Raw genomic sequence first — 24,354 nt, forward strand, 5'->3', positions numbered from 1 at the left:
GCCGATGGCGGATGAGCAGGAGCCGTCGCTGCGCATCGGGTTCGATGTCACCCGTACCAAGGCGGCTCTGCGCGTCAGCCCAGCCCACCAGAGCGATCTTGCGCAGCTGGCGGGCTGGTTTCCTGCCAGCACCCGCAGTGGCCCGCTTGCCGTAGAAGTCGATCTCGACGACTTTCTCGTTGGTCTGGAAGCACTGGGCACCTGGCCGTCACCGGAAGATGTCGAGTGGGAAGACGCGCTGGCCGACCTCGTCGGCAGCGTGCTGGACGATGCTGAGGCAGCCGAACAGGCGCTGGCCGGTGAGGCGGGCGCCGCAGTCGTCGCGGACGACGTCCCTTCCCTGCTGGGCGTCGGCTGGAAGGCTGACCTCACGTCCTTCCAGCGGCGCGACATCGCGCACCTGCTGTCCATGCGGCACGGCGCGAACTTCAGCGTGCCGGGAGCTGGAAAGACCCGTGTCGGGCTGGCGGTCTACGCGGCGATGCGCGCACGGGGAGAAGCCAGGCGTCTCCTTGTAGTCAGTCCGAAGTCAGCCTATGAGTCGTGGCTCTTCGAGAGCGCGGCTTGCTTTGAGGAGCCGCTCGCTGCCGAGGTCATGTCCAAGAGCCCCGACCTCGGTACAGAACTGCTCCTTGTGAACTACGAACGGCTCGACCGCTCGCTGGCCCAGCTCGCTGCCTGGCTGCGGGCGGCTCCGTCGATGGTGATTCTCGACGAAGCACACAGAATGAAGCTGGGCGCTAACGGGGTGTACGGGAGTGCCTGCATGCTCCTGGGCCCGCTCAGCCGCCGACGGCTCATCCTGACTGGTACGCCGGCTCCCAACGGTGCCCGGGACCTGGAGAACCTGCTGTCTTTCGTCTGGCCGGGGCACGGCAGGCGCGTGGTGACCAGCGCGGTAAATGGCGGCGATCTGGCATACGCCAGCAAGATCCTGCGCCCGCTCTTCACGCGTACTACCAAGCACGAACTCGGTCTCCCCCCCTACGAGACCAAGATCCGGTACGTAGATCTCCCGGACCTGCACCGGGAGATCTACGATGCGCTGATCGGCCGTTTCACGGCCAGGGCAGAGGCTTCACGCGACGACTTCGACGCGTTGGGCAAGGCGCTGATGCGACTGCTCATGGCGGCTACCAGCCCCGCACTGCTACGGGAAGGCAGTAGCAAGTACGAGCCCCTCGCCTACCAGGTGCCGCCACTGGACGTCCCGGAAGGCGACTCGCTGTACGAGCTGATGCAGAACCTGCCCAGCTATGAGGTGTCCCCGAAGTACTCGGAAGCGCTGAGCCTGCTGGCTGAGAATGCGGCTGCTGGCCGGAAGACGCTGGTGTGGTCGACGTTCGTACGCAGCCTGACCACGATGGAACACCTGTTTGCCGACTATGGGCCGGCCATGGTCCATGGAGGCACCGCTGACCGCGAGGAGCAGATCCAACGCTTCCGGAACGATCCGGACTGCATGGTACTGCTGTCCAACCCGGCGACCCTGGGCGAAGGAATCAGCCTTCACCAGGTGTGTCATGACGCGATCTACGTGGACCGGGATTTCATGGCGGGACGGTTTCTGCAGAGCCTGGACCGCATCCACCGGCTGGGCCTCGCCCCGGAGACTGAGACGCGTGTCACTGTGCTCGCGGCCACCGGCACGGTTGATGAGGTCGTGGCCCGCCGCATGGAAGAAAAGCTGGAGTTCATGGGCGGCATCCTCGATGACCCCTCCGTCCGCCAGCTAGCTGACCTGCAGGAAGAACCCTCTGTCGCAGGCGGTATGGACGCGGCTGACGTGCGGGCGCTGCTGCGGCACCTGGGGGTCGCAGGGCGGTTGTGACCTCGGGCGTGACGTCTTCATACTGCTGCGGTGGTTGCCACGAAGCGATGATGAGCGTCGGCTGAGTGCATCATGATGTTCCCTGACGCCTGACGCCTGACGCCTGACGCTGTGCTACTGGCTTTGACGTAGTCGGCACGCGGTGCGGCAATACTGAGAGGCGTTTGCCGTGTTGTCAGTGCTGACAGCAGCGGCGCGAACGAGTGCCGCACACTAGTGGAGGCCGAGTTCCAGTGGAGGCCGGGTTGTTGTCAGTGGCGTCTGTCACCCTCTGTGAAGGCGGACTGCAAGATGTGTCCGCCGTGGCACGTAGGAAGGAGGGTGCATGACCCGCACTGAGTCCAAGTTCACCTCTGTGGAGATCTGTGCTGGAGCCGGGGGACAGGCGCTGGGGCTGCACCAGGCAGGTTTCCGCCACCACGCGCTGATCGAGATCGACAAGCACGCGTGCGCGACGCTGGAACTCAATGTCACGAAGGAGAACGGCTGGGGCGACTGCCAGGTCATTCCCGCCGATCTGACGACGTTCGACCCAGCGGAGCTCAAGCTGGAGCCCGGCACGCTGGACCTCCTTGCCGGCGGTGTGCCGTGCCCGCCCTTCTCGGCCGCGGGCAAGCAGCTGGGTCCGGACGACGAGCGTGACCTGTTTCCCACCATGCTCAATATGGTGAGCTTCCTGAAGCCCAAGGCCGTCATGATCGAGAATGTGCGCGGCCTTCTCGAACCGCCGCAGAAGTTCGAGGCCTACCGCGAGGGTGTGATCAAGGCACGCCTCCGCGAAGAGGGCTATGTCATCTGTGACTGGCGGGTTATCGAGGCTTGTGACTACGGGGTGCCGCAGCTAAGGCCCCGCGCCATCCTCGTAGCGATGCGGCCGGAGTTCGCTGGCCACTTCACCTGGCCGGACCCGAAGAAGATCAAGCTGGTTACCGTAGCGGAAGCGCTGGAAACTACGATGCGGGAGCGCTTCGGTGAGTCGCCGGAGGGAAAAAAGGCGTTCGAGCGCTGGCACAAGGCTGCCAGCGGTGGTGTAGCTCCCACCCTGGTGGGCGGCTCGAAGAAGCACGGCGGCGCAGATCTCGGGCCCACACGGGCGAAAAAGGCCTGGCTCAAGCTCGGGGTCGATGCCATGGGTGTCGCCAATGAACCCGACAAAATGACAGACCCGGACCGGGACCTTTACAGCAAAGACAAAAGCGGCCAGCCGCTCGGTCCGAAGCTGACCGTCACCCAGGCTGCGATCATCCAGGGATTTCCCAGGGAATGGAATTTCTCGGGCCGTAAGACAGCAGCTTATCGGCAGGTTGGAAACGCCTTTCCGCCCCCGGTGGCGCGTGCTATCGGCGAGCAGATTATCGTCGCCTTGGGGAAGGGGCTGAAAGCTCCCTTCCCCGTCAAGGAGACACTTGAGCGAGAAGCGGCCAAGGAAGCAGAAGCGGCGAGGAAGGCGCGGGAAGCGGCGTTGTTCGAGCTTCCAGCCCAGTCAACGCTGATCTCTGCGGAGCCTGCTGACCGTGCTGGCGATCTTGAGGGCGCAGTCGCCCGGTGACTCGTGCTCCCAGAACCGGAGGATGGTCCAGCCTGCCTCGGTGAGCTGCTTGTCGGTGTCCCGGTCGCGTGCCATGTTCCGTGCGACTTTGTCCGACCAGTAGCCGGGGTTGGTCTTCGGCGGGACATAGTGCTCTGGGCACCCGTGCCAGTAGCAGCCGTCGATGAAGACCGCGACCTTCGCCGGGCGGAAGACCATGTCGGCTGTCCGGCGAAGGTCTGGGAGGGGCCTCGCTGCCACGCGGTACCGGAGCCCCTGGGCGTGTACGAGCCGCCGGATGAGCTGTTCCGGCTTGGTGTCCCGGCTTCGGATGGCCTGCATGTTGCGCCGCCGGGCGGCGGACGACGCCCAGGAGCCGTCTGGCGGAGTCCACGCCTTGCCAGCAGGAGGCTCCTGACCCTGATCAGAGCTGTTCTTGTCAGTCACGGTTCTTCTCAGTGTGCTTCGGGAGGAAGGGCGCTGTCACGGGCGGGTCCTCCGGCGTCGCAAGGACCCATGCCCGGTCATCGAGGATTACACGCGGTTGGCCTTCGTGGTGGGCTGCTGCTTCAGCAACTCGGAAACTGACGAGCTCGCCGACCCGGGGCACGGGAGCGCCGAGTGCGCGTGCGACGGCCTGATGGCTGCTGTAGTGCCCCGGGATGAGGATGCCTTCTTCGCGGAGGACGGTCCGTGCGCGGCCTTTCGCCTCACGTACCCGGGCCATGTAGTCGCTCTGCTGGGCCACGGTGCGCACAACACCTCTGCCGATGGGGCGGAGCTGAACGCGGCGGAAGAGTTCGATAACTCTCGCCTGACCTGTGGGAAGCCCGAGAATCTTTTCTCGGGTTTCCGGGTCCAGGTGCAGCAGAACGTTTTCCGGCAGCGGAGCGTCCTGCCAGAGCCAGTAGATCTTGTTGCGGTGCTCAGCCTTGATGGCCAGCTTGCGGTCCCGGTTATTGCCTTTGTTCAGCAGTTCCGGGCGGATTCGGAGCAAACCAGCGCTCCAACGGCTTTTCCTGTCGTCGGCCCAGACCAGCAGACAGATGTGATTCTCGGCTTCGGGTGGAATCATCCACCCTCCGAATTTCTGGGAGTACTTGCAGTCGACCTGGATTCCGGCTATCCGGTAGTCCGTGACGTCGCCGTCGGCGAAATTGAACTCGCGCTGCAAATTGATCTCAACGATTGATCCAGCGTGCGTCTTTTCCGTCTTGGAAAGTGTATTCCAGTCGTAGCGCCCTGTGGCTTCACCGTTGAGTAGCTGGTCAATGGTGTCGCGCAGTACTCGGGCGAATCGCTCACCCTGGGGATCAAGCTGCCGGAGATGTTCGCGGACAGCGACGAGTTCGCTGTCCGTTTCGGCTAGGGCTACGGCCACGGTGTTCGCGGCGGCCGAATGGTCCAGCGGAAGCATGACGTCACCTCATCAACCAGCTGGCACCACACCAGCGTCCGGCTCACGAGCCTGCCATAGCCGGGAACTTGCTGTGTGCCGCTGTCCAGCCGCAGGCACGCCGCCCGCGCTACTGGCACTGATGGATCAGTGGTTCCAGGGCGGCATGTGCGGCGTGGGCCCTGCTTGCGGAGTCGATGGCGCCGGGCCGGGCACCGGCCGGTGTGTCACATGTAGTGCCTGTAGCAGTGCCGGGTGGGCCAAGGGTTTGTGTTGCCACAGGTGGTAGAGGAGGGCCTGTTCTTGGGTGGGGAAGGTGGGGGTGGGGCCGGTGCGGTGGGCCTGGCGGCGCAGGAAGGCCAGGGAGGTGGCCACGGCGGCGTATTCGGTTACGGCGCGGGCGGCGGTGGGGCCGTGGGTGCGGCGGGCTATGTCGCGGGCCACCGAGCGGGTTTTGAGGGAAGAGAGGGAGATGGGCTCGGTGGGGGAGAGCCAGCCGGTGGTGACGTACGGGGGGAGGTAGGTGCGCAGGGCGAGGAGTTCGCGGTGGCGGGCCCAGATGGCGAGCCAGGTCAGGGCCGCGAAGACGGGCAGCATGAAAAGGCCGTAGACGGTGAGGAAGCCCAGGTCGCCGAGGGTGGTGGCGGCGTTCCAGATGGAGTGCAGGAGGACGGCGGTGGCCAGGCCGAGGAAGGGCAGGGCCAGGCGCAGCGGCCGGCGGCGCGGGTAGCTGGTGGCGGCTATGCCGAAGGCCAGGCCGGTGAGCATGGTGAAGAGCGGGTGGGCGAACGGCGACATGATGATGCGGACGAAGAACGTGCCCGCGGTGAGGGAGTCGAGCCCGGTGTGGCCGAGGGACTGGTCCTGGCCGAAGGCGTTGCCCAGGTAGAGGATGTTCTCGGTGAAGGCGAAGCCGGTGGCGGTGATGCCGGCGAGGACCAGGCCGTCCGTGACGCCGCCGAAATTCTGGCGGCGGAAGAGGTAGAGCAGGACGACCGCGGCGGCCTTGACGGTCTCCTCTATGACCGGGGCGAAGACGGTCGCGCCCCAGGTCTGGGCGTCCTCGGGGGAGAGGGTGGAGAGGTTGTTCTCCAGCCAGTTGGTCGCCAGGCCGTTGGCCAGGAGCGCGACGAGGGTGGCCGCGCAGGCACCCCAGGCGAAGGCGAAGACCAGGTTGCGGCGGGGTTCGGGGTCTATCCGGTCCAGCCAGCAGAAGCCGGCGATGAGGACGGGTACGGGGAAGACGGCGAGGCCGAGGCCGACGAGGAAGCCCTCGGTACCGGTCTGCTGGCGGACCATCGCCAGGATGATCACGCCGGAGAGGGCGAGGAGCGAGAAGAGGGCGACGGCGCGCGCTGTCCTGCTGTGCCAGGGCGCCGGGCGGCGGCGCGGTGCGTAGTGCCACTGCGCCGCCGCGGGCGACGCGGCGGGGGCGGCGTAGCGCGGATCGGGCGCGTACGCCGGTTTCGGCGGAAGCGGAGGCGGCTGCGGCGGATTCACCCATCGACCCTAACCACCGTGGGGCGGGCTATGCCGGGCGCCGCCTGAAGAGGAGGTCGTGGACGACGTGGCCCTTGTCCAGACCCTGCCCCTCGAACTTGGTCAGCGGGCGGAAGTCCGGGCGTGGGGCGAAGCCGGAGTGGAGGTTTTCCAGTGTCGGCTCGGCGGCGAGGACGTCCAGCATCTGCTCCGCGTACGGCTCCCAGTCCGTCGCGCAGTGGACGATAGCGCCGGGGGCGAGGCGGGTCGAGGCCAGGGCGATGAATTCCGGCTGGATCAGACGGCGCTTGTGGTGGCGCTTCTTGGGCCACGGGTCCGGGAAGTAGACGCGCAGGCCGGCGAGGGAGGCGGGGGCGAGCATCTCGCGGAGCAGGATGATCGCGTCGCCGTTGGCCACGCGGATGTTGGACAGGCCGTTGCGTTCCGCGAGGCCGAGCAGGTTGCCCTGGCCCGGGGTGTGGACGTCGCAGGCGAGGATGCCGGTGTCCGGGTCGGCGGCGGCCATCTGCGCCGTGGCCTCGCCCATGCCGAAGCCGATTTCGAGGACGACCGGGCGGCCCTCGAAAAGCTCGTTCAGGTCGATCCTGGAGAGGCCGTCGATGTCCAGGCCCCACTTCGGCCACAGGCGCCGCAGCGCGTCGGCCTGCCCGGGGGAGACCCGGCTGCGCCGGGGCTGGAAGGACCGGATCCGCCGCTCGTGGTGCGAGCCGGCCGGGTCGGCCGCGGGGCCGGTGCCGTCGGGGAACATGGGCTCGGTGCGGGGGCGCGGGTGGGGGCGCGCGGCGCCGTCACGCGGGGCGTGAGCCTGTGCGGTCTCCGCGGACCGGTCAGTCGCGAGCCGGGGAGTGGCGTCAGGGCCGGGTTCGGGGGCGGACTCGGGGCTGGACTCGGGGGCGGTACCGGTTTCGGCGGCAGGACCGGGCTCTGCGGCAGGACCGGGCGTTGCGGCGGTACCGGGCTCGGTACCGGGGCTGGGTTCGGCTGCCGCGCCGGGGGCGCCGGGGCCGGGCTGGGCTGCTGCTCCGGGCTCGGCGGCAGGGCTGGACTCGGGGGTGGCGGGGTTCTCGGACACAGTGGGTCGATTCTACGGGCGCGGTGCGGTCCGGGACGGGTGCGGCGGCGGCCGGAAGTGGAGGCCGGGGTGGGGGCTGGAGGTGGAAGCCGGAGGCGGCGCGGCGCAGTGTCAGCTGGACACCGCCGCCTGCTCGCCGGTCACCGCCGCCTGCTCGCCGGACACCGCTGGCTTCTCGGCCGGTGACCGTCGCCTTCTCGGCCAGACGCGGCCTTCGGCATCGCGAGGACCTGCGCGGTGCTCGGCCGGGCGTGGCCTTGGGCATCGCGAGGACCTGCGCGGTGCTCGGCCGGGCGTGGCCTTGGGCATCGCGAGGACCTGCGCGGTGCTCGGCCGGGCGTGGCCTTGGGCATCGCGAGGACCTGCGCGGTGCTCGGCCGGGCGTGGCCTTGGGCATCGCGAGGACCTGCGCGGTGCTCGGCCAGACGCGGCTTTCGGCATCGCGAGGACCTGCGCGGTGCTCGGCCAGACGCGGCCTTCGGCATCGCGAGGACCTGCCTGGTGCTCGGCCGGGGGCGGCTTTCGGCATTTGCGGGGCCCGCCTGGTGCTCGGCCGGGCGCGGCCTTCAGCATCGGCAGGGCCCCGCCTGGTCCTCGGCCGGACATCGCCTCCCGCATCGCCAGACCCCGCCCGCTCTCAGCCAGCCGACCCCTCCAGCATCGCCAAGGCCCGCCCGGCAATCTCCCTGCCGATGGGGAGGGAGGCTGTGGCGGCGGGGGACGGGGCGTTGAGGACGTGGACGATGGAGGGGGTTTCCGTGATGAGGAAGTCGTCGGCGAGGGTGCCGTCGGGCAGGACGGCCTGGGCGCGGACGCCGGCGGGGGACGGCCGTAGGTCCTCTTCGCGGACCGCCGGCAGCAGGCGGCGGACGGCCTCGGTGAAGGCGCGGCGGGAGAGGGAGCGGCGCAGTTCGCCCGCGCCGTAGCGCCAGTGGCGGCGGGCTATGTGCCAGGAGCCGGGGTACGCCAGGGTGCCGGTCAGGTCGGCGGGGCGGACGGTGCGCCAGTCGTACCCCTCGCGGGCGAGGGCGGGGACGGCGTTCGGGCCGATGTGGACGGAGCCGTCGATGCCGCGGGTGAGGTGGACGCCGAGGAACGGGAACGCGGGGTCGGGGACCGGGTAGACCAGGCCGCGCACCAGGGAGGTGCGGGCCGGGGCGAGGGTGTAGTACTCACCGCGGAAGGGGACGATGCGCATCCCCGGCGCGTCACCGGCCAGGCGCGCGACACGGTCGCAGTGGAGGCCGGCGCAGTTGATCAGGACGCGGGCGCGGAAGACCGTGTCGGAGGAGGCGCGCCCCGCCGCACCCAAGGAGGTGCGCCCCGCCGCACCCAAGGAGGTGCGCCCCGCCGCACCCGAGGAGGTGCGCCCCGCTGCCCCCAAGGAGATTCGCCCCGCCGCGCCTGAGGAGGCACGGGCTGCCGCACCGGCGGAGGCATCGGAGGCATTGTGCGCCGTACGCGCCGTACGGGCCGTGTCTGAGTCCGTACGCGCCGTACGGGCCGTGCCTGAGTTACGGGCCGTTCCTGAGTCCGTACGGGCCGTTCCTGAGTCCGTACGGGCCGTACCGCCCGCCCCGCGCATCGGGCCGCCCGCCCTGCGCCCCGAACCGAACCCCCCACGCTTCCCGCCCACCACAGCCCGCACCGCCACCCGTCCCGCCCGGCGACCGATCGCGGTGGCCTCGGAGTCGTACACGACGCGGGCGCCCGCGTCCGTCGCCAGGGTGGCCAGGCAGCGGGCCACCGCGCCGAAGTCGGCGATGCCGGTGGTGCCGACGTGGATGGCGGCCAGGCCGCTGACCTCGGGTTCGTACGCGGCGATCTGGGTGGGGCCCAGTTCGCGCACCGGGATGCCGTGCTCCCGGCCGCGCTGGATCAGGCTGTGCAGGCGGGGCAGCTCGGCGCGGTCGGTGGCGACGATCAGCTTGCCGGTGACCTCGTGCGGGATGGCGTGGTCGAGGCAGAACTTGACCATCTCCGCGGAGCCCTGGAGCGCGAAACGGGCCTTGAGGGAGCCGGGCGGGTAGTAGATGCCGCTGTGGATCACGCCGCTGTTCCGGCCGGTCTGGTGGCGGGCGGGGCCGGGCTCCTTCTCCAGGACCACCACTCGCGTGCCGGGGGCGGCACGCGTGATCGCGTAGGCCGTCGAGAGCCCCACGATCCCGGCACCGATCACCAGCACATCGCAGTCGTACGCCACCACAGCACCTCCCCGAGAACCAGACGTATCCCATCATGACCGGGGGGACTGACAACGGGCCGGGAGCGGGGGAGCGTCGGAGCCCGGCCCGCGCCCACGCGTTCCACCGCGCGCCCCGCCCGAGCCAGGGCAGAAGCAGGAGCCAGGGCAGAAGCAGGAGCCAGGGCAGAAGCAGGAGCCGGCGCAGGAGCACGATCCGGAGCCGCCGCAGGAGCAGGAGCCAGCCCCTGAGCAGGAGCCGACGCCGCAGCCCAGCCCGCGCGCCCCCGCGCCCGCCCTCAACCCCGGCTCTCCGCCCTTAAGCCGCCGCTCCCGCCCTTACTCCAGCTCCCTCCAGTTCCCTACAGCTCCCGCCAGCTCCCGTCAGCTCACGCCGGCGCAACCAGCAACGGCCGCGCCCTCTCACGCAGCTCCACCACCCGGGGCTCGTCCCCGTACGGCTCCAGGCGGTGCAGGAGGTCGCGTACGTACTCGGTGGTGCGGGCCGACGAGATGCGGCCGGCCACCTCGACCGCCCGGGTCCCGGCCGCGCAGGCGGCGTCCAGGTTGCCGGACTCCAGCTCGGCCACCGCCGAGACGACCAGCCGCAGGCCGTGCGAGCGGACGTACTCCTCCGTCGGGCGGGAGAGCGCCTGCTCCGTGAAGCGGCGCACCTGGCGGGGCAGCCGCAGGTCGCGGTAGCACTCGGCGGCGTCGGCGGCGAAGCGCTCGTACGAGTAGAAGTCCAGCCAGGACGGGTCGGGGTCGCCCTCGCGGGAGCGCTCCAGCCAGCCCTCGGCGGCCTTGAGGGCGACCTCGCAGGCGCGCGACTCGTTGGCCTTGGCCTGCGCCCGCGCCTCGACCAGGCGGAAGAAGCTCATCGTGCGGGCCGTGGCCAGGCCGCGGTTGCGCTCCAGGGCCGCCTGCGCCAGGTCGACGCCCTCGTCGGCGAAGCCTCGGTAGGTCGCCTGGAGCGACATCGAGGCCAGGACATATCCCCCCAGCGGGACGTCGGCGGCGGCACGGGCCAGGCGCAGCGCCTGGATGTAGTACCGCTGGGCCGCCTCCTGCTGGCCGGTGTCGAAGGCCATCCAGCCGGCGAGCCTGGTCAGTTCGGCGGTCGCCCCGAAGAGGGCTCTGCCGACCTCGTCGCTGTACGAGGAGAGGAGCAGCGGCGCGGCGTCCACCCGCAGGCACTCGGGCACCATCGAGGAACGCCAGTCGCCACCGCCGTACTTGGAGTCCCAGCGGCGCGCGTCCTCGGCGGCCTCCCGCAGTTTGGTGACGTCGCTGTGGCCGACGTGCAGCGGGGCGGTGTCGGCCCCGGTGGCGCCGTCCCTGGCGCCCGTCGAGCCGTTGCCGTCCCGTACGTCCCGCAGTTCGGTCGCTTCCCGGGCGACCGAGCTGTCGGCCGGGGATATCAGCCAGCGGGACGCGGGGGTCGCGTACGCGCTCACCGAGAAGGATCCGGCCAGGCTCTGCCAGATGCCCCCGCCGCCGCGGCGTCCGGCCAGGTCGAGGCGGTACAGCTCGGTCGCGGAGCGGACGGCGGCGCCCACGTCGCGGGGGAAGGCCAGGCCCACTTCCGGGGCCGGGTCGGCGTCGGCCAGCCCGATCTCGTGGAGCGGCACCGGCCGGCCGAGCTTGCCGGCTATCGCGGCCGCGATCAGATGGGGCGCGGCGCCCTGCGGCACCATGCCCTTGGACACCCACCGGGCGACCGACGTCTTGTCGTAGCGAAGCGTCAACCCGCGCTGCGCCCCGAGGTCGTTGACCCGGCGGGCGAGCCCGGCATTGCTGATCCCCGCGAGGGCGAGAACGGTGCCGAGCTTCTCGTTCGGCCCGCGTATATCCCTTGACATGCGCACCCCTCGACACAGCGACGGCCGCCCCGCTACCCCGGGGCATGCGTCCACCCAGAGTAGTTCGCCGAATCCCGACCGTTAAGTGCCGATGTCCCGGATGGCGGGTTTCAAGTCCAAGCGGGTGGAAGGGGTTTGGCATGTGCTCCGGGTACGTGTTGCCGTGCGCCCGTGTGTGCGCGCTGGCCACTGCGGGACGGGAGCGCTTCCATGGGATCTGCGTGGGTCGGCCCGCTGCACTGGATCCAGTGGGCTGGGGGACACCGCCACCTCATTCCCCGCGGGTGGCGGTCCGGTCCGGGGGGCGAGTCCCGCCTCCCGGACTGTCGCATGTGCGGGACGGGCCCGTCGGAGTCGGCCTGAAGGGCGTCCGCTTGGCTGTGGCGGTCGGGAGGGCGCCCGGCCGCTCGGTACGGGGGTCGAGGGGTGTTCGTGACCGTGCGGCACGGTGCGCTTGGGGCGTCCGTGGCCGTACGGTACGAAGGCCCGGAGGGTGATCGTCCGGCCCCGGGGGTGAGGCCGCCGGTGGTCGGCCGGTATCGGGCCAACGGTGGTGCCCGCCGCAGATTTTGGCCGAAAATCGACGTACGAGGGTTTGCCGGCGGAACAAAGCGATCGTCCGGGGGTGTGCCTCCGGGCCGGTGCCGAACTCCTGTCACCACCCGCCACCTCCCCGCCTCCGGGCGGAGGGCCGCGAAGGGCCCTTCATACACCACCGCGGCCCCTTGAGGGCACCGCGCACCCGGAACACGGCCCGAACGCATGCCGGACCAGGCCCGCCCGAGAGCGGTAACGTCTTCCGAACACCCCCGTACACAGGCGCTCTTTGGTGCCTCCCGAGCGCCCCTGTCGTGGCAGCATGGTCCGCGCAACAGCTTGGCAACGGCTTGGCAATCCGCTGTGCGGGGCGGCGGTCCGGTCCACCTTGCCGACCACCGGGGGCGCTCCCCCGGGTGGACCGGCTTCCGCGACGGCGGACGGACGGGGGCCGCCCGGCGGCGGCGAACAGGGTGGAGGCGGCGATGCGCTGGTTGGTGGGGTGGAGCAGTACCGCCACGGGGGCGGACCCCACCGAGGAGGCCCGGACGCTCGTTCCCGTAGGTGCCCAGCTTTTGTGGGGCGACCCCGACCCGCTGTGGGCGGTCGGCGACTGGCGTCCCGACGAGGTGCGCGTGGTCCAGGCCGACGCGCAGACCCGGCTCGCCGTCTTCGGAGTGTGCGGCGCCACCGACGACCAGCTGCGCGTCGGCCTCTTCGCGGCCCGGGGCGGCGCGCTGCGCCACCTCACCGCCTGGCCCGGCAGCTACACGGCCGTCGTCCAGGTCGGCCGGCGCGTGACGGTCACCGGCGACCTGGCGGGCGCCCGGCCGGTCTTCCACACCTCGTGGGCGGGCGGTACGGCGTACGCCACCGCCGCCCTGCCGCTCGCCGACCTGATCGAGGCGGGCCTCGACATCGGGCACCTGGCCGCGCTGCTGGCCTGCCCGGACGCGCCGGAGGCACTGGGCGCGGGCACGCCGTACGAGGGCGTACGGCGCGTACCGCCCGGCCACGCGCTCGTCCTGCGCGGCGGCAGCAGCGACATCACCTCGTACGAGCCGACGGCCTCGCTGGCGGTGGCGGCCCCCCAACTGCCGCCGGAGCAGGCCGTCGACGGGGTGCGGGACGCGCTGATCGAGGCGGTACGGGCGCGGCTGGCCGGGGTCCGGCACGCCCCGGACCCGGACGGCCTGGGCGGGCTGGACCCGGGTCCGGTGCCGGGCATGGGGCCGGCCGAGCGGCGGGCCGCGCGCGGCGCTCCGGCCCCCGGCTTCGGTGCCGACCTTTCCGGAGGGAGCGCTTCCGCCACCCTGGCACTGCTCGCGGCCGGGCTGCCCGGGGTGCCGGGCACGGTCAACGGGCGCGGTGAGCGCCTGCTGGCCGTCACGTTCAACGACCGCGCCACCCATGGAGGACAGCCGTACCGCGAGGCCGAGTTGGAGCGGGCCCGGAGTATGGCGGCCAATCCGCGCCTCCACCACGTGGTCGTCGCGGCGGGCGAGGAAGCCCTTCCGTACGCGGACCTCGAAAGCGGGCCGCTCACGGACGAGCCGGGCCCGTCGCTGATCACGGCCGGCCGCCACCGGCGGCGCCTGCTGGCGGGGAGCGCGGACCACTTCGTGGGCGCCGGCGCGCGGCAGGTCCTGGACGCGCACCCCGCGCGCCTGGCGGACCTCCTCATGGACCGCCGCAGGCGCCACCTGCTGCGGCCGGTCACGGCGCTGGCCAAGGCCGACGGTCCGCTGTCGCAGTCCGCCCTGGTCCCGTTCACCGTCTACCGCGCCGCCCGGAAGCTGGCCCGTACGCCCTACGGGGTGGGCATCGCCGAGACGGCGACGCGCCTGAGGGAGCGGCAGTTCTCCGACGAGGTGGCGGGCGGCGGAGCGGTGGACGCCTCGCTGGCGGCGCTCTCCTGGTGCCGTCCCGGGCCCGCGGCGCGGTGGCTCACGGGGGAGGCACTGGCCGAAGTATCGGTTCGCCTCACGGCCGCGGCCGACCGGGCGCCTGCGGTGGGGCGCCCTGGGGAGCGCCGGGCGCGCGCCGCGCTGGCCCGGCACGCCGCCGACCACCGGATCTTCGAACAGGCCGCCGAGGTACGGAACCAACGGCTGCACGCGCCCTTCCTGGACAACCAGGTGGTGCTGGCCTGCCGCGCGCTGCCGGACACGCTGCGCGTGCAGCCGGGGGCGCGGGCGGCCGTGCTGCGCGCCGTCCTGTCGGGCGCGGGCGTCCGCGACCTGCCGCCCGGCTGGGGCGCCACCTCGCACCTCACCCACGCCGCGGCCGTACGGGCGGGCCTGCGCACCTCGATCGGGGACGTGGTCGGCCTCTTCGACACCCCGCTGCTGGCCGACGCGGGCCTGGTCGAGGCACGCGTCGTACGCAAGGCCCTGCGCGCGGCGGCCGAGGGCGCCCCGCTGCCCCTGGACGGCCTCGCCGAACTCGTCTCCACCGAGCTGTGGCTCCGCCGCCTGCTCGCCCGGCGCGGCACCTGCTGGACCGGCACGGCCGCGCCCCGGCGGCGCGCGGTGGCGGGCGGGGTTGCGCCCCGGACGAGTCTTTGAAGGGCGCCGGACAAATCGTCGCAAGCCGTTGCATCAGACAAGAGCGGGGCCCTGAGAGAAGTGGCGCCCCGAGAACAGCGAAGGCCCTGCAAGAGCGAGGGCCCTGGAGCCCTGCAAGAGCGATGGCTTTGCAAGAGCGAGGACCCCGGAGCCCTGCAAGAGCGATGGCCCTCACCTGCACGAGATCTGTGACTGTGCCCAGTCGCCCAGGAACATCACGGTGTTGGACGAGGCGGGCTCGACGACCAGCCGCAACGTCTTGTGGCCGGTCAGCGGCACATGGACGGGGACGGCCGGCTGACCGCCGCGCACCACCCCCGACCGCCAGAGCCGCCGGCCGTCCGCGTACACGGAAAACCGCAGCACACCCAGGCCGAGCCCCATATCGTCCACGCCCGCGTAGGCGTCGTACGCCGTGCACTGCCGGTGCAGGTCGATGGTCACGGAGGACGGCGCCTGCACGGTCACGCCGTGCCGGTACCGCTTGCCGCCGATGCGCAGCCCCTGCCGCTGCCACAGCCAGCTGCTGTCCGCCATGCGCACCTCGGGCTTCGTGCCGTCGCCCAGGAGGTCCCACGTCAACGCGTTGATCCGGTACGGGGACGGAGCGGGCGCCGGCGGGGTCGGCCGCGGCCGCGGTGGGTGCGTGGGCGGCCGGGACGGCGGGGTGGAGTGCGGCGGCTCGGGCGCCGGAGTGGGGGACGACTTCGACGGGGACGACTTCGACGGGGAAGGGGTCGGCGTGGGCGTCGGCGTCGGGCTGGGCGCGGACGAGGGGCCGGGAGACGGCTTGGAGGGCGTGGGGGCGGGCGTCGGGGGCGGCTGCTCCGGCGTGCGCTCCGGCGGCTGCGACTCGGACGGTCGCGGAGCGAGCGAAGCCGTTCCCGGCTGGTCGGCCCGCGTACGCGGCTCGGGCTGCGAATCGCCGATCAGCGCCAGCGCGAGCGCGGCGCCCGCCACGATCAGCGCCCCCGCGCCGATCGCCACCTTCGCGGGCGCCCCGAGCCCCTCACCCACGGCGGCGCCGGCCCCACCCGCACCACCGGACCCACCAGCACCCGCCCCGGCCGCCCCACCGGCTCCCGCAGCAGCACCCGCACCGCCTGCTCCTCCTGATCCGGCAGCAGCGCCTGCCCCTCCCGCTCCCGCAGCAGCGCCCGTCCCGGCAGCTCCACCGGCTCCGGCAGCTCCACCGGCTCCGGCAGCAGCGCCCGCCCCACCGACCCCGGTACTCGCTCCCACCCCACCAGCCGCCGCGGCCGCACCGGCACCCGCCACCGCGCCCGCACCACCGAGCCCGACCACCGCCGCGGCCCCCTTGACCGCGTATCCGGCGGCGAACCAGCCGATGACCGCGACGGGCAGCACGAGGCGGATGTGCTCGTTGACGTCCGCGACCTCCCGGGCGGCCGTACGGCAGCGGGCACAGTCCTCCAGGTGCTTGCGCAGCCCGCGCTCGGCCCGCATCCGCAGCCCGCCGCGGGCGTACGCGCCGAGCCGGTCGGCGTACCGTGCGCAGTCGCCCTCGGCGGTCAGCGCGCGGTTGACGTGCGCCTGGAGGTAGGCCTGCTTGAGGCCCTCGCGGGCGCGGTGGGCCAGCACGGCCGTGGCGTTCGCCGACAGTCCGAGCAGCGGCGCGACCTCGCTCGGCGACTCGTCCTCGATCGTGGTGTGCCACAGCACGGTCTGGTAGTGCTCGGGCAGGCTCCGGAACGCCCGTACGGCCATGGACTGTTCGGCGTCGTGCATGGCGCGCACGTCGGCGCCGAGGTCGAGCGTGTCGTCGTCCAGCGACGTACCGGCCGCCGACACCGCGAACACCGCGAAGTCCTCGACCAGGTGCTCGCGCTTCGCGGTCTTCCCCCAGGTGGCGGCCACCCGGCGGACGGTGGTCAGCAGATAGGCGCGTACGGCGGTGTCCGGGCCGGCGCCGCCGCGCACCGCCTGGAGGGTGCGGGCGAAGACCTCGCCGGTCAGGTCCTCGGCGGTGTGCGCGTCGCGGCAGCAGGTGCGCGCGTAGCGCCGGACCGCGTCGGCGTGACGGCGGTACAGCTCCTCGTACGCGCTGTCGTCGCCGCCCCGCATGAGGGTCACCAACTCGCCGTCCGAGGGCGGCGGGCCGGGCGGCTCGGCGGAAGCGTGCGGTGCGGACGGCGGGGGAGGCGCGGGCGCTTCGGCAGGTGCGGCCGCTTCGGTACGACGCGGTGTCTGCTTGCGGCTCGGCTTACGGTGGGCACCCCGGCCCTTCGCGCCCCGCGCGCCCTCCGGCTCGGCCGCCCCCGGCTTCGGACCGCCTTCAGCACGGTCGTACGGACCGACTTCCGTGCGGTCACACGCGACTTCAGTGCGGTCATACGGGCCGCCATCGGTAAGGCCGTACGGGCCGCCGTCCGGACCTGACCCGCCGGCCGTGCGGTCCGCGGGCTCCCGCTGTGCGGGAACGCTCCGTTCGAGGTCGTCCGCGGCTCGGTCGTGGCGGTCGTGCTCACCGCGGCGGTCGTGCTCACCGTGGCGGTCGTGCCCGCCGTCCCCGGTATCCGCCCCGTACGGGCGTTTCTGCCCGGGGACTTGAGGGGGCCGTGATCCGGTGGCCCCGCCGGCACCGGCCGGGCCGGCCTCGCCGTCGCGCCGTTCGTTCCGCCCGTCCACACCCATCGCCGAGGCCCCCGAACACGCCGTCACTGCGGTAATACCGCGTCAGCGTGCCATACAGAGGCCCCCGGCTCGTCCGGCGAGCACACCAACCACTCGTCCGGGGCGAGTTCCCGGCCACGAGCACTAGAGGTCACTCGTCCAGGGAATACATCTTCGGCCCGCGCCTGAAGGATCCGGCCCGCGAAGGATCCGGCCTGCGCCCGAAGGATCCGGCCGACGCGCGAAGGGGCCAGCCCGCGCCCGAAGAATCCGGCCCGCACCCGACGATAAGACCCGCACCCGACGATTCGGCCCACGCCCCGACGATAGGCCCCGCGCCCCGACGATAAGCCCCGCACCCAACGAGCGTTGATCACCACGTCCAGCGGCCGCACGGCCCGACCACCCGCCTCACGCGGCTGATCGGACCGTTTTCACCCGGTTGAACGTCTCGCCTCACCCGGTGGGCCGCGACCGCAGCCCCTCCAGAAGGATCTCCAGCAGGCGGGCCGAGGCGGCCTGCTGCTGGGCCGGGTCCGGCAGGGACGGCGCGCCCGTGGCGATGACGAGCAGCACGTCGGCGACCGTCACGTCCGCCCGCAGCTCGCCCGCCGCGCGGGCCCGCTCGACGAGCTGCCCGACGACCTCCAGCAGAGCCTGGGCGCCGCCGTCCGCCGTGGTCCCGCCCGACGGAGCGGCCGGTGCCTCCAGCGTGCCGGTGGCGGCCGCGCCGCGCGCGGACACGCCGTTCGCCGCGGCGCTCGTGACCCCGTTGGGGACCGCCGCGGAGGTGTCCGCGGACTCGGCCTCGGGCGCGCCGCGCTGCGCGACCACGCGGAACTCCGCGGACCCGCTCGACGGAAGGTCCGCCGACACCGCCGCCGCGTCGCCCGGGACCGCCGCCGCGCCGGCACCGCCGTCGGCGTGGACACCCGTCCGGCCGGCGTCCGGCCCGTACGCCGAGCGCTGCTGCGGGACCCGCGGCTCACCGGCCTCGGACGCGCCGGACGCGCCGGACGCGTCCGTACTCACCCGCAATATGCTCGGCGGCAGCAGCCGGCCGGCGCCGGAGGCGACGGACGTCCGCAGGAAGCGCGACAGCGCCGACCACGGGTCGTCCTCCTGGCCGAGGGCCGTACGCGCCTGTTCGGTCAGCCGCGAGGTCTCCTCCTCGGCTATTCGCCTGACCAGCACGTCCTTGCTAGGGAAGCGCCGGTAGACCGTCCCCACCCCGACGCGGGCGCGGCGCGCCACGTCCTCCATGGGCGCGCCGTAGCCCAGTTCGCCGAAGACCTCGCGCGCGGCGCGCAGGACATGTTCGAGATTGCGCTGCGCGTCGACGCGCAGTGGTGTGCTCCGGCCGCCGGCCGCGGTGTGCGTGGTGCCGTTTCCCCTGCTCTCGGAAGTGGGTGCGGCGGCAGATACGGCAGTCGGCCATTGAGAGCCTTGAATGTGCATAGATGATCCCCCGGTAATGACGTCTCCCCCCGGAGACTCCCCGCCCTGACTGCTGGGGTGTGACGACATGACGACGAGAGGTTGCACCCCAACGAGGTACGAACATAGTTGAGCCCAGGTCAAGAATGAAGAGGGCAGTTCCGCACAGTCCGTGCACCGATCGGAGTACGGACCCGATCCGCCCCGATTCCGTACCCGCGCGCCGTCCGCCGCCCGCCATCTGACCTGCGCTCCTGCGGAGGGCGGCGCGGAAGCCGGGCCTCCGGGCCACCGAACGGAACCGGTCATACATTTCGCGGGGGCTGTGGACAAAGCCCGGCCGCCGGTGCGTCATGGAACAGTGCTGTGTTCTTCCCGGGAACACAGTGTCTGGTGGTGGCAGGCCGGTCGGCCGGCGGAGGCAACCTGCGCGGCCGGCCTCATCGATGTCGCGAGGAGAACCTCTGTGAAGGAACCGGCGCGCATTCTCGTTGTCGGCGGGGGCTACGTGGGGATGTACACGGCCCTGCGCCTCCAGCGGAAACTGCGGCAGGAACTGCGGCGGGCCGCCGTCGAGGTGGTCGTGGTGGACCCCGACCCGTACATGACCTATCAGCCGTTCCTGCCGGAGGCCGCGGCCGGCTCCATCTCGCCCCGGCACGTCGTCGTACCGCTGCGCCGCGTGCTGCCGCACTGCAAGGTCGTCGTCGGCGAGGCGACCGCGATCGACCACAGCGCGCGCTGCGCCACGGTCGAGGCGCCGGCTACCAAGGAGGACGGCACGGGCGGCCTGCAACTGCCCTATGACGAACTGGTGCTGGCGCCCGGATCGGTGTCCCGGACGCTTCCGGTGCCGGGGCTGGCCGAGGGCGGCATCGGGTTCAAGACCGTCGAAGAGGCCATCGGCCTGCGCAACCACGTCCTTGAGCAGCTGGACATCGCCTCCTCCACCCGCGACCCCGCGGTCCGCGACGCCGCCCTGACCTTCGTCTTCGTGGGCGGCGGATACGCGGGCGTGGAAGCCCTCGCGGAGCTGGAGGACATGGCCCGCTACGCGTGCCGCTACTACCACAACGTCGAGCCCGCGGACATGAAATGGATCCTGGTCGAGGCGACCGGCCGCATCCTGCCCGAGGTGGGCCCGGCGATGGGCCAGTACGCCGTACGGGAGCTGCGCGCCCGCAATATCGACGTACGGCTGGAGACGCGGCTGGAGTCGTACGGGAAGCGTGTCGCGGTCCTGAGTGACGGGGCGCGTTTCCCGGCCCGCACGCTCGTGTGGACCGCGGGCGTCAAACCGCACCCGATCATCGCCGCCTCCGGCCTGCCGCGCACCGGGCGCGGGCGGCTGAGGTGCACCGCGGCCCTCCGGATCGAGGGTGTCGAACACGCCTGGTCGGCGGGCGACGCGGCGGCGGTGCCGGACCTGACGGCGGAGGCGCCTGCGGAGCCGGGCGAGCCGCGCGCGGAGTGCACGCCCAACGCCCAGCACGCCGTGCGGCAGGCGCGGGTGCTGGCCGACAACATCGCGGCGGTGCTGCGCGGCGCGCCCGTCGTGGACTACGCGCACAAGTACGCGGGCTCGGTCGCCTCGCTCGGGCTGCACAAAGGGGTCGCGCATGTCTACGGGCGGCAGCTGAAGGGCTATCCGGCGTGGTTCATGCACCGCGTGTACCACCTGAGCCGGGTCCCGACCTTCAACCGGAAGGCGCGGGTGCTCGCCGAGTGGACGCTGGCCGGGCTGTTCAAGCGGGAAATCGTTTCTCTGGGCTCGCTGGAGCACCCGCGCGCCGAGTTCGAGCTCGCGGCGGGCACCGGCCGTCACCGCGAGACGGGCTGACGGCGTGCCGGGCGCGGCCACCGGGCGCGCCGGTTCGCGTGCGCGCCGCCGGACGGCCGCTCGCGCCGCCCTCCGTACGGGCCGTCCGGCCCCGGTCCTACGACCCGCCGTTCCCATTTCCCGCTCGTACGACGCGCCGAAGCGGGATCACCCGGTCGTACGACCTCCCGGCCCGGTCAACGGCGTACGCGACCGTGCCCGTACCGCCCGCCGGACCCCTGCCCGCACGGGCCCACGGCGCCCGGACGGCCGGGCCCGGCACCGCCCGGCACCCGGAGCCAGGAACTCCGCCGGGCACCGCCGGCGTCTGACGGATGTCAGTCCGGTCGGCCACACTGGACGTGTGACCATGGGTGGGCTCGTATTCGCGAAGAGTGACAATCACGAGGATTCTGGACGTTTGCTGCAATCCGCCAGAGGGCGCCGCGCGTGCCCTCAGCCGACACCGCTCCCCGCGTGCGCCGGGTGGGGCTCCCCCCGGCGCGGCCGCGGACAGTCCCCCCACACCGACGGCCCGATCCCGCGCGACGACGCGAAGTAAGAGGTACACCTCCGTGAACTTCACGCGCTGGAGCGCCCGTCTCCCCGGCACGCAGCGGCGCGGCGCCGCGCGGCCCGACTCCGCCGTGCCGTCCGGGTCCGCCGTCCCGTCCGCGGGCGGCCCGCCGGGCGCGGGCCACGGCGCCGTCCCCGCCGCCCGCGCCGAACGCTCCGGCCCCGGCGCGACCGACGACGGCGCGCCCGTCCCGGCCCGCACCCCCAGCGTGGACGCGCTGTCCGTCCACGACATCCTCGGCAAGGTCCCGGCCCTGGTGGCGGTCGTGTACGGCCCCGAGCACCGCATCGCGTACGTCAACGGCGCGTACGCCACCGTCTTCGGCAGCCGCCCGGCCGGCGCCACTGCCCGCGAGGCCCTGCCCGAACTGGACGCGCTCGGCCTGCTGCCGCTGATGGACCAGGTGCTGCGCAGCCGCCGCCCCCGTACGGTCAAGGCCCGCCGGGTGCCCGGCGGCGCGGGCGCCGACCAGTCCCGCGACGGGTACTACACGTTCACCTGCACACCCATCGAGGTCGCGGCCAGCGGCCCGGCGCCCGACCCCGAGGTCGCCTGTGTGGCGCCGCACAAGGGCGTGCTCGTCTTCGGCGCGGACGTCACCGACCAGGTGGAGTCCACCGAACGGCTGCGCGCCGCCGAGGCACGCCAGCGCGCGGCGGCCGTGACGCTCCAGCGGTCCCTGCTGCCCCAGGAGTTGGAGCAGCCGGACGATCTGCGGGTGGCCGCGACGTACCAGCCGGGCGGCACGGACGCCGCGGTCGGCGGCGACTGGTACGACGTCATCACCCTCGGCGCGGGGCGAACGGCCCTGGTCATCGGCGATGTCATGGGGCGGGGCGTGCGCGCCGCCGCGGTCATGGGCCAGTTGCGTACGGCGGTCCGTGCCTATGCCCGCCTCGACCTGCCGCCCCACGAGGTCCTCCAGCTGCTGGACGGACTGGCCGCCGAGATCGACGCCAGCCAGATCGCCACCTGCGTCTACGCGGTCCACGACCCCAACGAGGGCCGCCTGGTGTACGCCTCCGCCGGCCACCTCCCCATCCTGGTGCGCGACGCCGAGGGCACGGTCCTCCGGGCCGCCGAGCCGACCGGCCCGCCGCTGGGCACCGGCGGCTGGCTGCACACCTCCGGCAGCGTCCCGCTGGGCCCCGGCTCGTCCGCCGTCCTCTATACGGACGGCCTGGTCGAGCGCCGTGACAAGGACATCGACCACGGCGTGGAGGCCCTGGAGCGGGCGTTCGCGGGCGCGACCGGCGCGCCGGACATCGTCTGCGACCGCCTGCTGCGCGCGCTCGGCATCTCCACGGACCACGACGACGACGTGGCCGTCCTGGTCCTCCAGCACCCGGCCCGCACGGGCCACGACGCCGAGCTGTTCCACAACGCCGCCCTCGAACTGCACGGCGGTACGGAAGCGGCGCCCCGCGCCCGCGCCTTCGCCTCCGGGGTGCTCGCCTCCTGGCGCTTCTCCCCGGAGCTGCACGACCTGGGCGTCCTGGCCGCCAGCGAACTGGTCGCCAACTCGCTCCAGCATGGCACCCCGCCGATGCGGCTGCGGCTGCGCCGTACGGACCGCCGCCTGATCGTCGAGGTGACCGACGGCGACGACCACCTGCCGCGACGGCGCCGGGCCGAGCCCGTGGACGAGGCGGGCCGCGGCATCTCGATCATCGCGACGATCGCCTCGGCGTGGGGCTCCCGGCGGACGCCGGGGGGCGGGAAGGCGGTGTGGTGCGAGTTCGCGCTGCCGCGGGAGGCGGGGGATCAGTGACGGGCGGCGCCGGCATGAGGGCGTGCGAACGACAGGGCCGGATCCTGCCTGTGGCGGCAGAATCCGGCCCTTCCCGGTGTCAGCGGGGTCCGGTCCATCGGGGGACCGGACCCCGCGCACTCTTCGCGGCTTACGCCACCGCCGTCACGGACTCGCGTCGCGGCGCCTCCGCGTCGGCCGCCGCGTCGGCCGTGGCGGTGCCGGCCGGGGTGACCGTCTCCGTGTCCGTACCGGCCGGTGCCTCCGGGATGAAGGCCCGGGCGTGCGGGTTGTCCTGCGCCGGGGTCAGCAGTCGGCCCAGCCGCAGGGCCAGCACCGTGATGCCGACGGTGCAGAGCACCAGCATCCCGATGTACGGGGCGGACATCCCGTGGCCCACCATGAGGGCGCCCACCGCCGGGCCGACCGCCAGCGCCAGCTGCTTCACCAGGGCGAAGACCGAGTTGTACTGGCCCACCATCGAGGCCGGCGCCAGGTCCGCCACCAGCGGGGCGACCGTCGGCGACAGCATCGACTCCCCTATACCGAACAGGGCGTAGGTCGAGATCAGCAGAGTGGTGGCGACCGCATGGGCCCCGTGCACCAGGCCGGACAGTCCCGCCGCGAGCCACGCCACCGTCCAGATCAGTCCGACCACGGCCATCACCCGGCTGCGCCGCCGCCGCTCGACCAGTTTCAGCACGACGAACTGCGCCGCCACGATGGCCGCCGTGTTGGCGGCCAGCGCGATGCCGAGCGTGGACGGTGAGATCCGCGTGACCTCGGTGGCGTACGCCGCGAGGCCCGACTCGAACTGTCCGTAGCAGGCGAAGAACAGCACGAAGCCCAGCAGGCACAGCCACATCATCCGGTGGTCGGCGAACAGCGCGCGCCAGGCGCCCTTGGCCCGTGCCTCGCTCGGCACCGGGTCCGCCACCCGTGGCGACCGCGGCAGCCGTACGGTGGCCACGGCCGCGCCCAGGACCAGGAACATCACGGCCTCGATCGCGAACAGCCGCACAAAGCTGCCGGGCGCCGACTCGTCCACCAGCAGGCCGCCTATCAGGCCGCCGATGCCCAGGCCGAGGTTGTTCAGGAAGAACTGGGTGGCGAAGGCGCGCGACCGGGTGACCGTCGTCGAGCACCACACGATCATCGTCGCCAGGGCCGGCTGGATCACCGCGATACCGGCGCCGAGCGCGATCGCCGAGGCGATGACCAGCGGCTCGGTGGTGGACAGGCCCAGCCCGAGCGACCCGACGGCGGCGGTGACGGCCCCCACGACGGCCACCGGCAGCGGACCCCGCCGGTCGATCGCCCGACCGGTCAGGGGCAGCACGGCGAGCGCGGCGACGGCGAGCATCGCGAGGACGACACCGGCCGTACTCGCGCCCAGGTCCCGTACCTTCGCCACATAGACGTAGAGATACGGAACCGTGAAGCCGTTGCCGAACGCGCTCAGCGCGTTGCCCAGCTGGATCCGGCGCAGCGCGGCGCCCATCGCGGTGGTCACACTCACCTACCTAGGTCAGATCGGAGGGGACTGGACAGTCACACCCTGAAGACTTCAACGCTAAAGTTCGAAGCTAAAGAGTACATGCCGAAGGACTTCAACGCCAATGAGGTCCGTGTCATACTTCCCGGCATGCCAGAGCCCTCAGA

Annotated in this window: 15 protein-coding genes (1 of these 15 only partly in view); 6 read left to right on the forward strand and 9 right to left on the reverse strand. The window is 72.4% G+C overall.

Translation table 11 applies throughout. The features are described from left to right. Positions 1-4: 4 nt before the first annotated feature. The gene (locus CP973_RS02505) at positions 5-1,831 is read left to right on the forward strand and encodes a DEAD/DEAH box helicase (protein ID WP_150237169.1); all 1,827 of its coding nucleotides are present in this window, start codon (positions 5-7) and stop codon (positions 1,829-1,831) included. A 325-nt stretch (positions 1,832-2,156) separates the two neighbouring features. Beyond that, positions 2,157-3,380 (forward strand): DNA cytosine methyltransferase, encoded by a 1,224-nt coding sequence (locus tag CP973_RS02510; protein WP_150237171.1) that lies wholly within the window; start codon positions 2,157-2,159, stop codon positions 3,378-3,380. Here CP973_RS02510 and CP973_RS02515 read toward each other — a convergent pair. The 6 genes from CP973_RS02515 to CP973_RS02540 all read right to left on the reverse strand — a co-directional run bounded on the left by CP973_RS02515 (position 3,315) and on the right by CP973_RS02540 (position 11,371). Further along, positions 3,315-3,806 carry a very short patch repair endonuclease gene (locus tag CP973_RS02515; RefSeq protein WP_150237173.1) on the reverse strand — a complete coding sequence of 164 codons (492 nt, stop codon included), beginning with the start codon at positions 3,804-3,806 and terminating at the stop codon, positions 3,315-3,317. The two genes, CP973_RS02510 and CP973_RS02515, sit on opposite strands and share 66 nt — an antisense overlap. Further along, positions 3,799-4,776 (reverse strand): NaeI family type II restriction endonuclease, encoded by a 978-nt coding sequence (locus CP973_RS02520; RefSeq protein WP_150237175.1) that lies wholly within the window; start codon positions 4,774-4,776, stop codon positions 3,799-3,801. Before CP973_RS02520 ends, CP973_RS02515 begins: the two co-directional genes overlap by 8 nt. Positions 4,777-4,902: 126 nt before the next feature. Next, the gene (locus CP973_RS02525; RefSeq protein WP_244409248.1) at positions 4,903-6,255 is read right to left on the reverse strand and encodes a PrsW family intramembrane metalloprotease; all 1,353 of its coding nucleotides are present in this window, start codon (positions 6,253-6,255) and stop codon (positions 4,903-4,905) included. Between the two features lie 28 nt (positions 6,256-6,283). Next, complete coding sequence (trmB, locus tag CP973_RS02530; protein ID WP_150237177.1) at positions 6,284-7,327, reverse strand: tRNA (guanosine(46)-N7)-methyltransferase TrmB; 1,044 nt, start codon at positions 7,325-7,327, stop codon at positions 6,284-6,286. Positions 7,328-7,964: 637 nt separating this feature from the next. Next, positions 7,965-9,530, reverse strand: coding sequence for an L-2-hydroxyglutarate oxidase (lhgO, locus tag CP973_RS02535; RefSeq protein WP_150237181.1), 1,566 nt, complete (start codon positions 9,528-9,530; stop codon positions 7,965-7,967). 368 nt (positions 9,531-9,898) lie between these two features. Beyond that, entirely contained in the window at positions 9,899-11,371 is a 1,473-nt protein-coding gene (locus CP973_RS02540; protein ID WP_150237184.1) for an NsdA family TPR-like regulatory protein, read from the reverse strand. 1,022 nt (positions 11,372-12,393) lie between these two features. Here CP973_RS02540 and CP973_RS02545 point away from each other — a divergent pair. Further along, positions 12,394-14,475 carry an asparagine synthase-related protein gene (locus tag CP973_RS02545; RefSeq protein ID WP_150237186.1) on the forward strand — a complete coding sequence of 694 codons (2,082 nt, stop codon included), beginning with the start codon at positions 12,394-12,396 and terminating at the stop codon, positions 14,473-14,475. Positions 14,476-14,646: 171 nt separating this feature from the next. Here the strand turns inward: CP973_RS02545 and CP973_RS02550 are convergent, their stop codons facing one another. Further along, positions 14,647-16,560 (reverse strand): sigma-70 family RNA polymerase sigma factor, encoded by a 1,914-nt coding sequence (locus CP973_RS02550; RefSeq protein WP_244409699.1) that lies wholly within the window; start codon positions 16,558-16,560, stop codon positions 14,647-14,649. A gap of 1,005 nt (positions 16,561-17,565) precedes the next feature. Then, positions 17,566-18,567 carry a TetR/AcrR family transcriptional regulator gene (locus CP973_RS02555; protein WP_150237190.1) on the reverse strand — a complete coding sequence of 334 codons (1,002 nt, stop codon included), beginning with the start codon at positions 18,565-18,567 and terminating at the stop codon, positions 17,566-17,568. A 445-nt stretch (positions 18,568-19,012) separates the two neighbouring features. Here CP973_RS02555 and CP973_RS02560 point away from each other — a divergent pair, with 445 nt between their 5' ends. Together CP973_RS02560 and CP973_RS02565 are read left to right on the forward strand one after the other, a co-directional pair. Further along, positions 19,013-20,386, forward strand: coding sequence for an NAD(P)/FAD-dependent oxidoreductase (locus tag CP973_RS02560; RefSeq protein ID WP_150237192.1), 1,374 nt, complete (start codon positions 19,013-19,015; stop codon positions 20,384-20,386). A gap of 554 nt (positions 20,387-20,940) precedes the next feature. Beyond that, positions 20,941-22,713 (forward strand): SpoIIE family protein phosphatase, encoded by a 1,773-nt coding sequence (locus CP973_RS02565; protein WP_150237193.1) that lies wholly within the window; start codon positions 20,941-20,943, stop codon positions 22,711-22,713. 130 nt (positions 22,714-22,843) lie between these two features. On the opposite strand, the gene CP973_RS02570 is transcribed toward CP973_RS02565, so the two are convergent. Beyond that, positions 22,844-24,205 (reverse strand): MFS transporter, encoded by a 1,362-nt coding sequence (locus tag CP973_RS02570; protein WP_150243042.1) that lies wholly within the window; start codon positions 24,203-24,205, stop codon positions 22,844-22,846. 132 nt (positions 24,206-24,337) lie between these two features. Between CP973_RS02570 and CP973_RS02575 the strand changes: the two genes are divergently transcribed. After that, positions 24,338-24,354, forward strand: partial view of a MarR family winged helix-turn-helix transcriptional regulator gene (locus tag CP973_RS02575; protein WP_150237195.1) — the start only. 544 nt of this gene lie beyond the right edge of the window; only the first 17 of its 561 coding nucleotides appear in the window; its start codon is at positions 24,338-24,340; its stop codon lies off the right edge, out of view.

Source organism: Streptomyces albofaciens JCM 4342, from assembly GCF_008634025.1.
GTDB classification, from domain to species: Bacteria; Actinomycetota; Actinomycetes; order Streptomycetales; family Streptomycetaceae; genus Streptomyces; species Streptomyces albofaciens.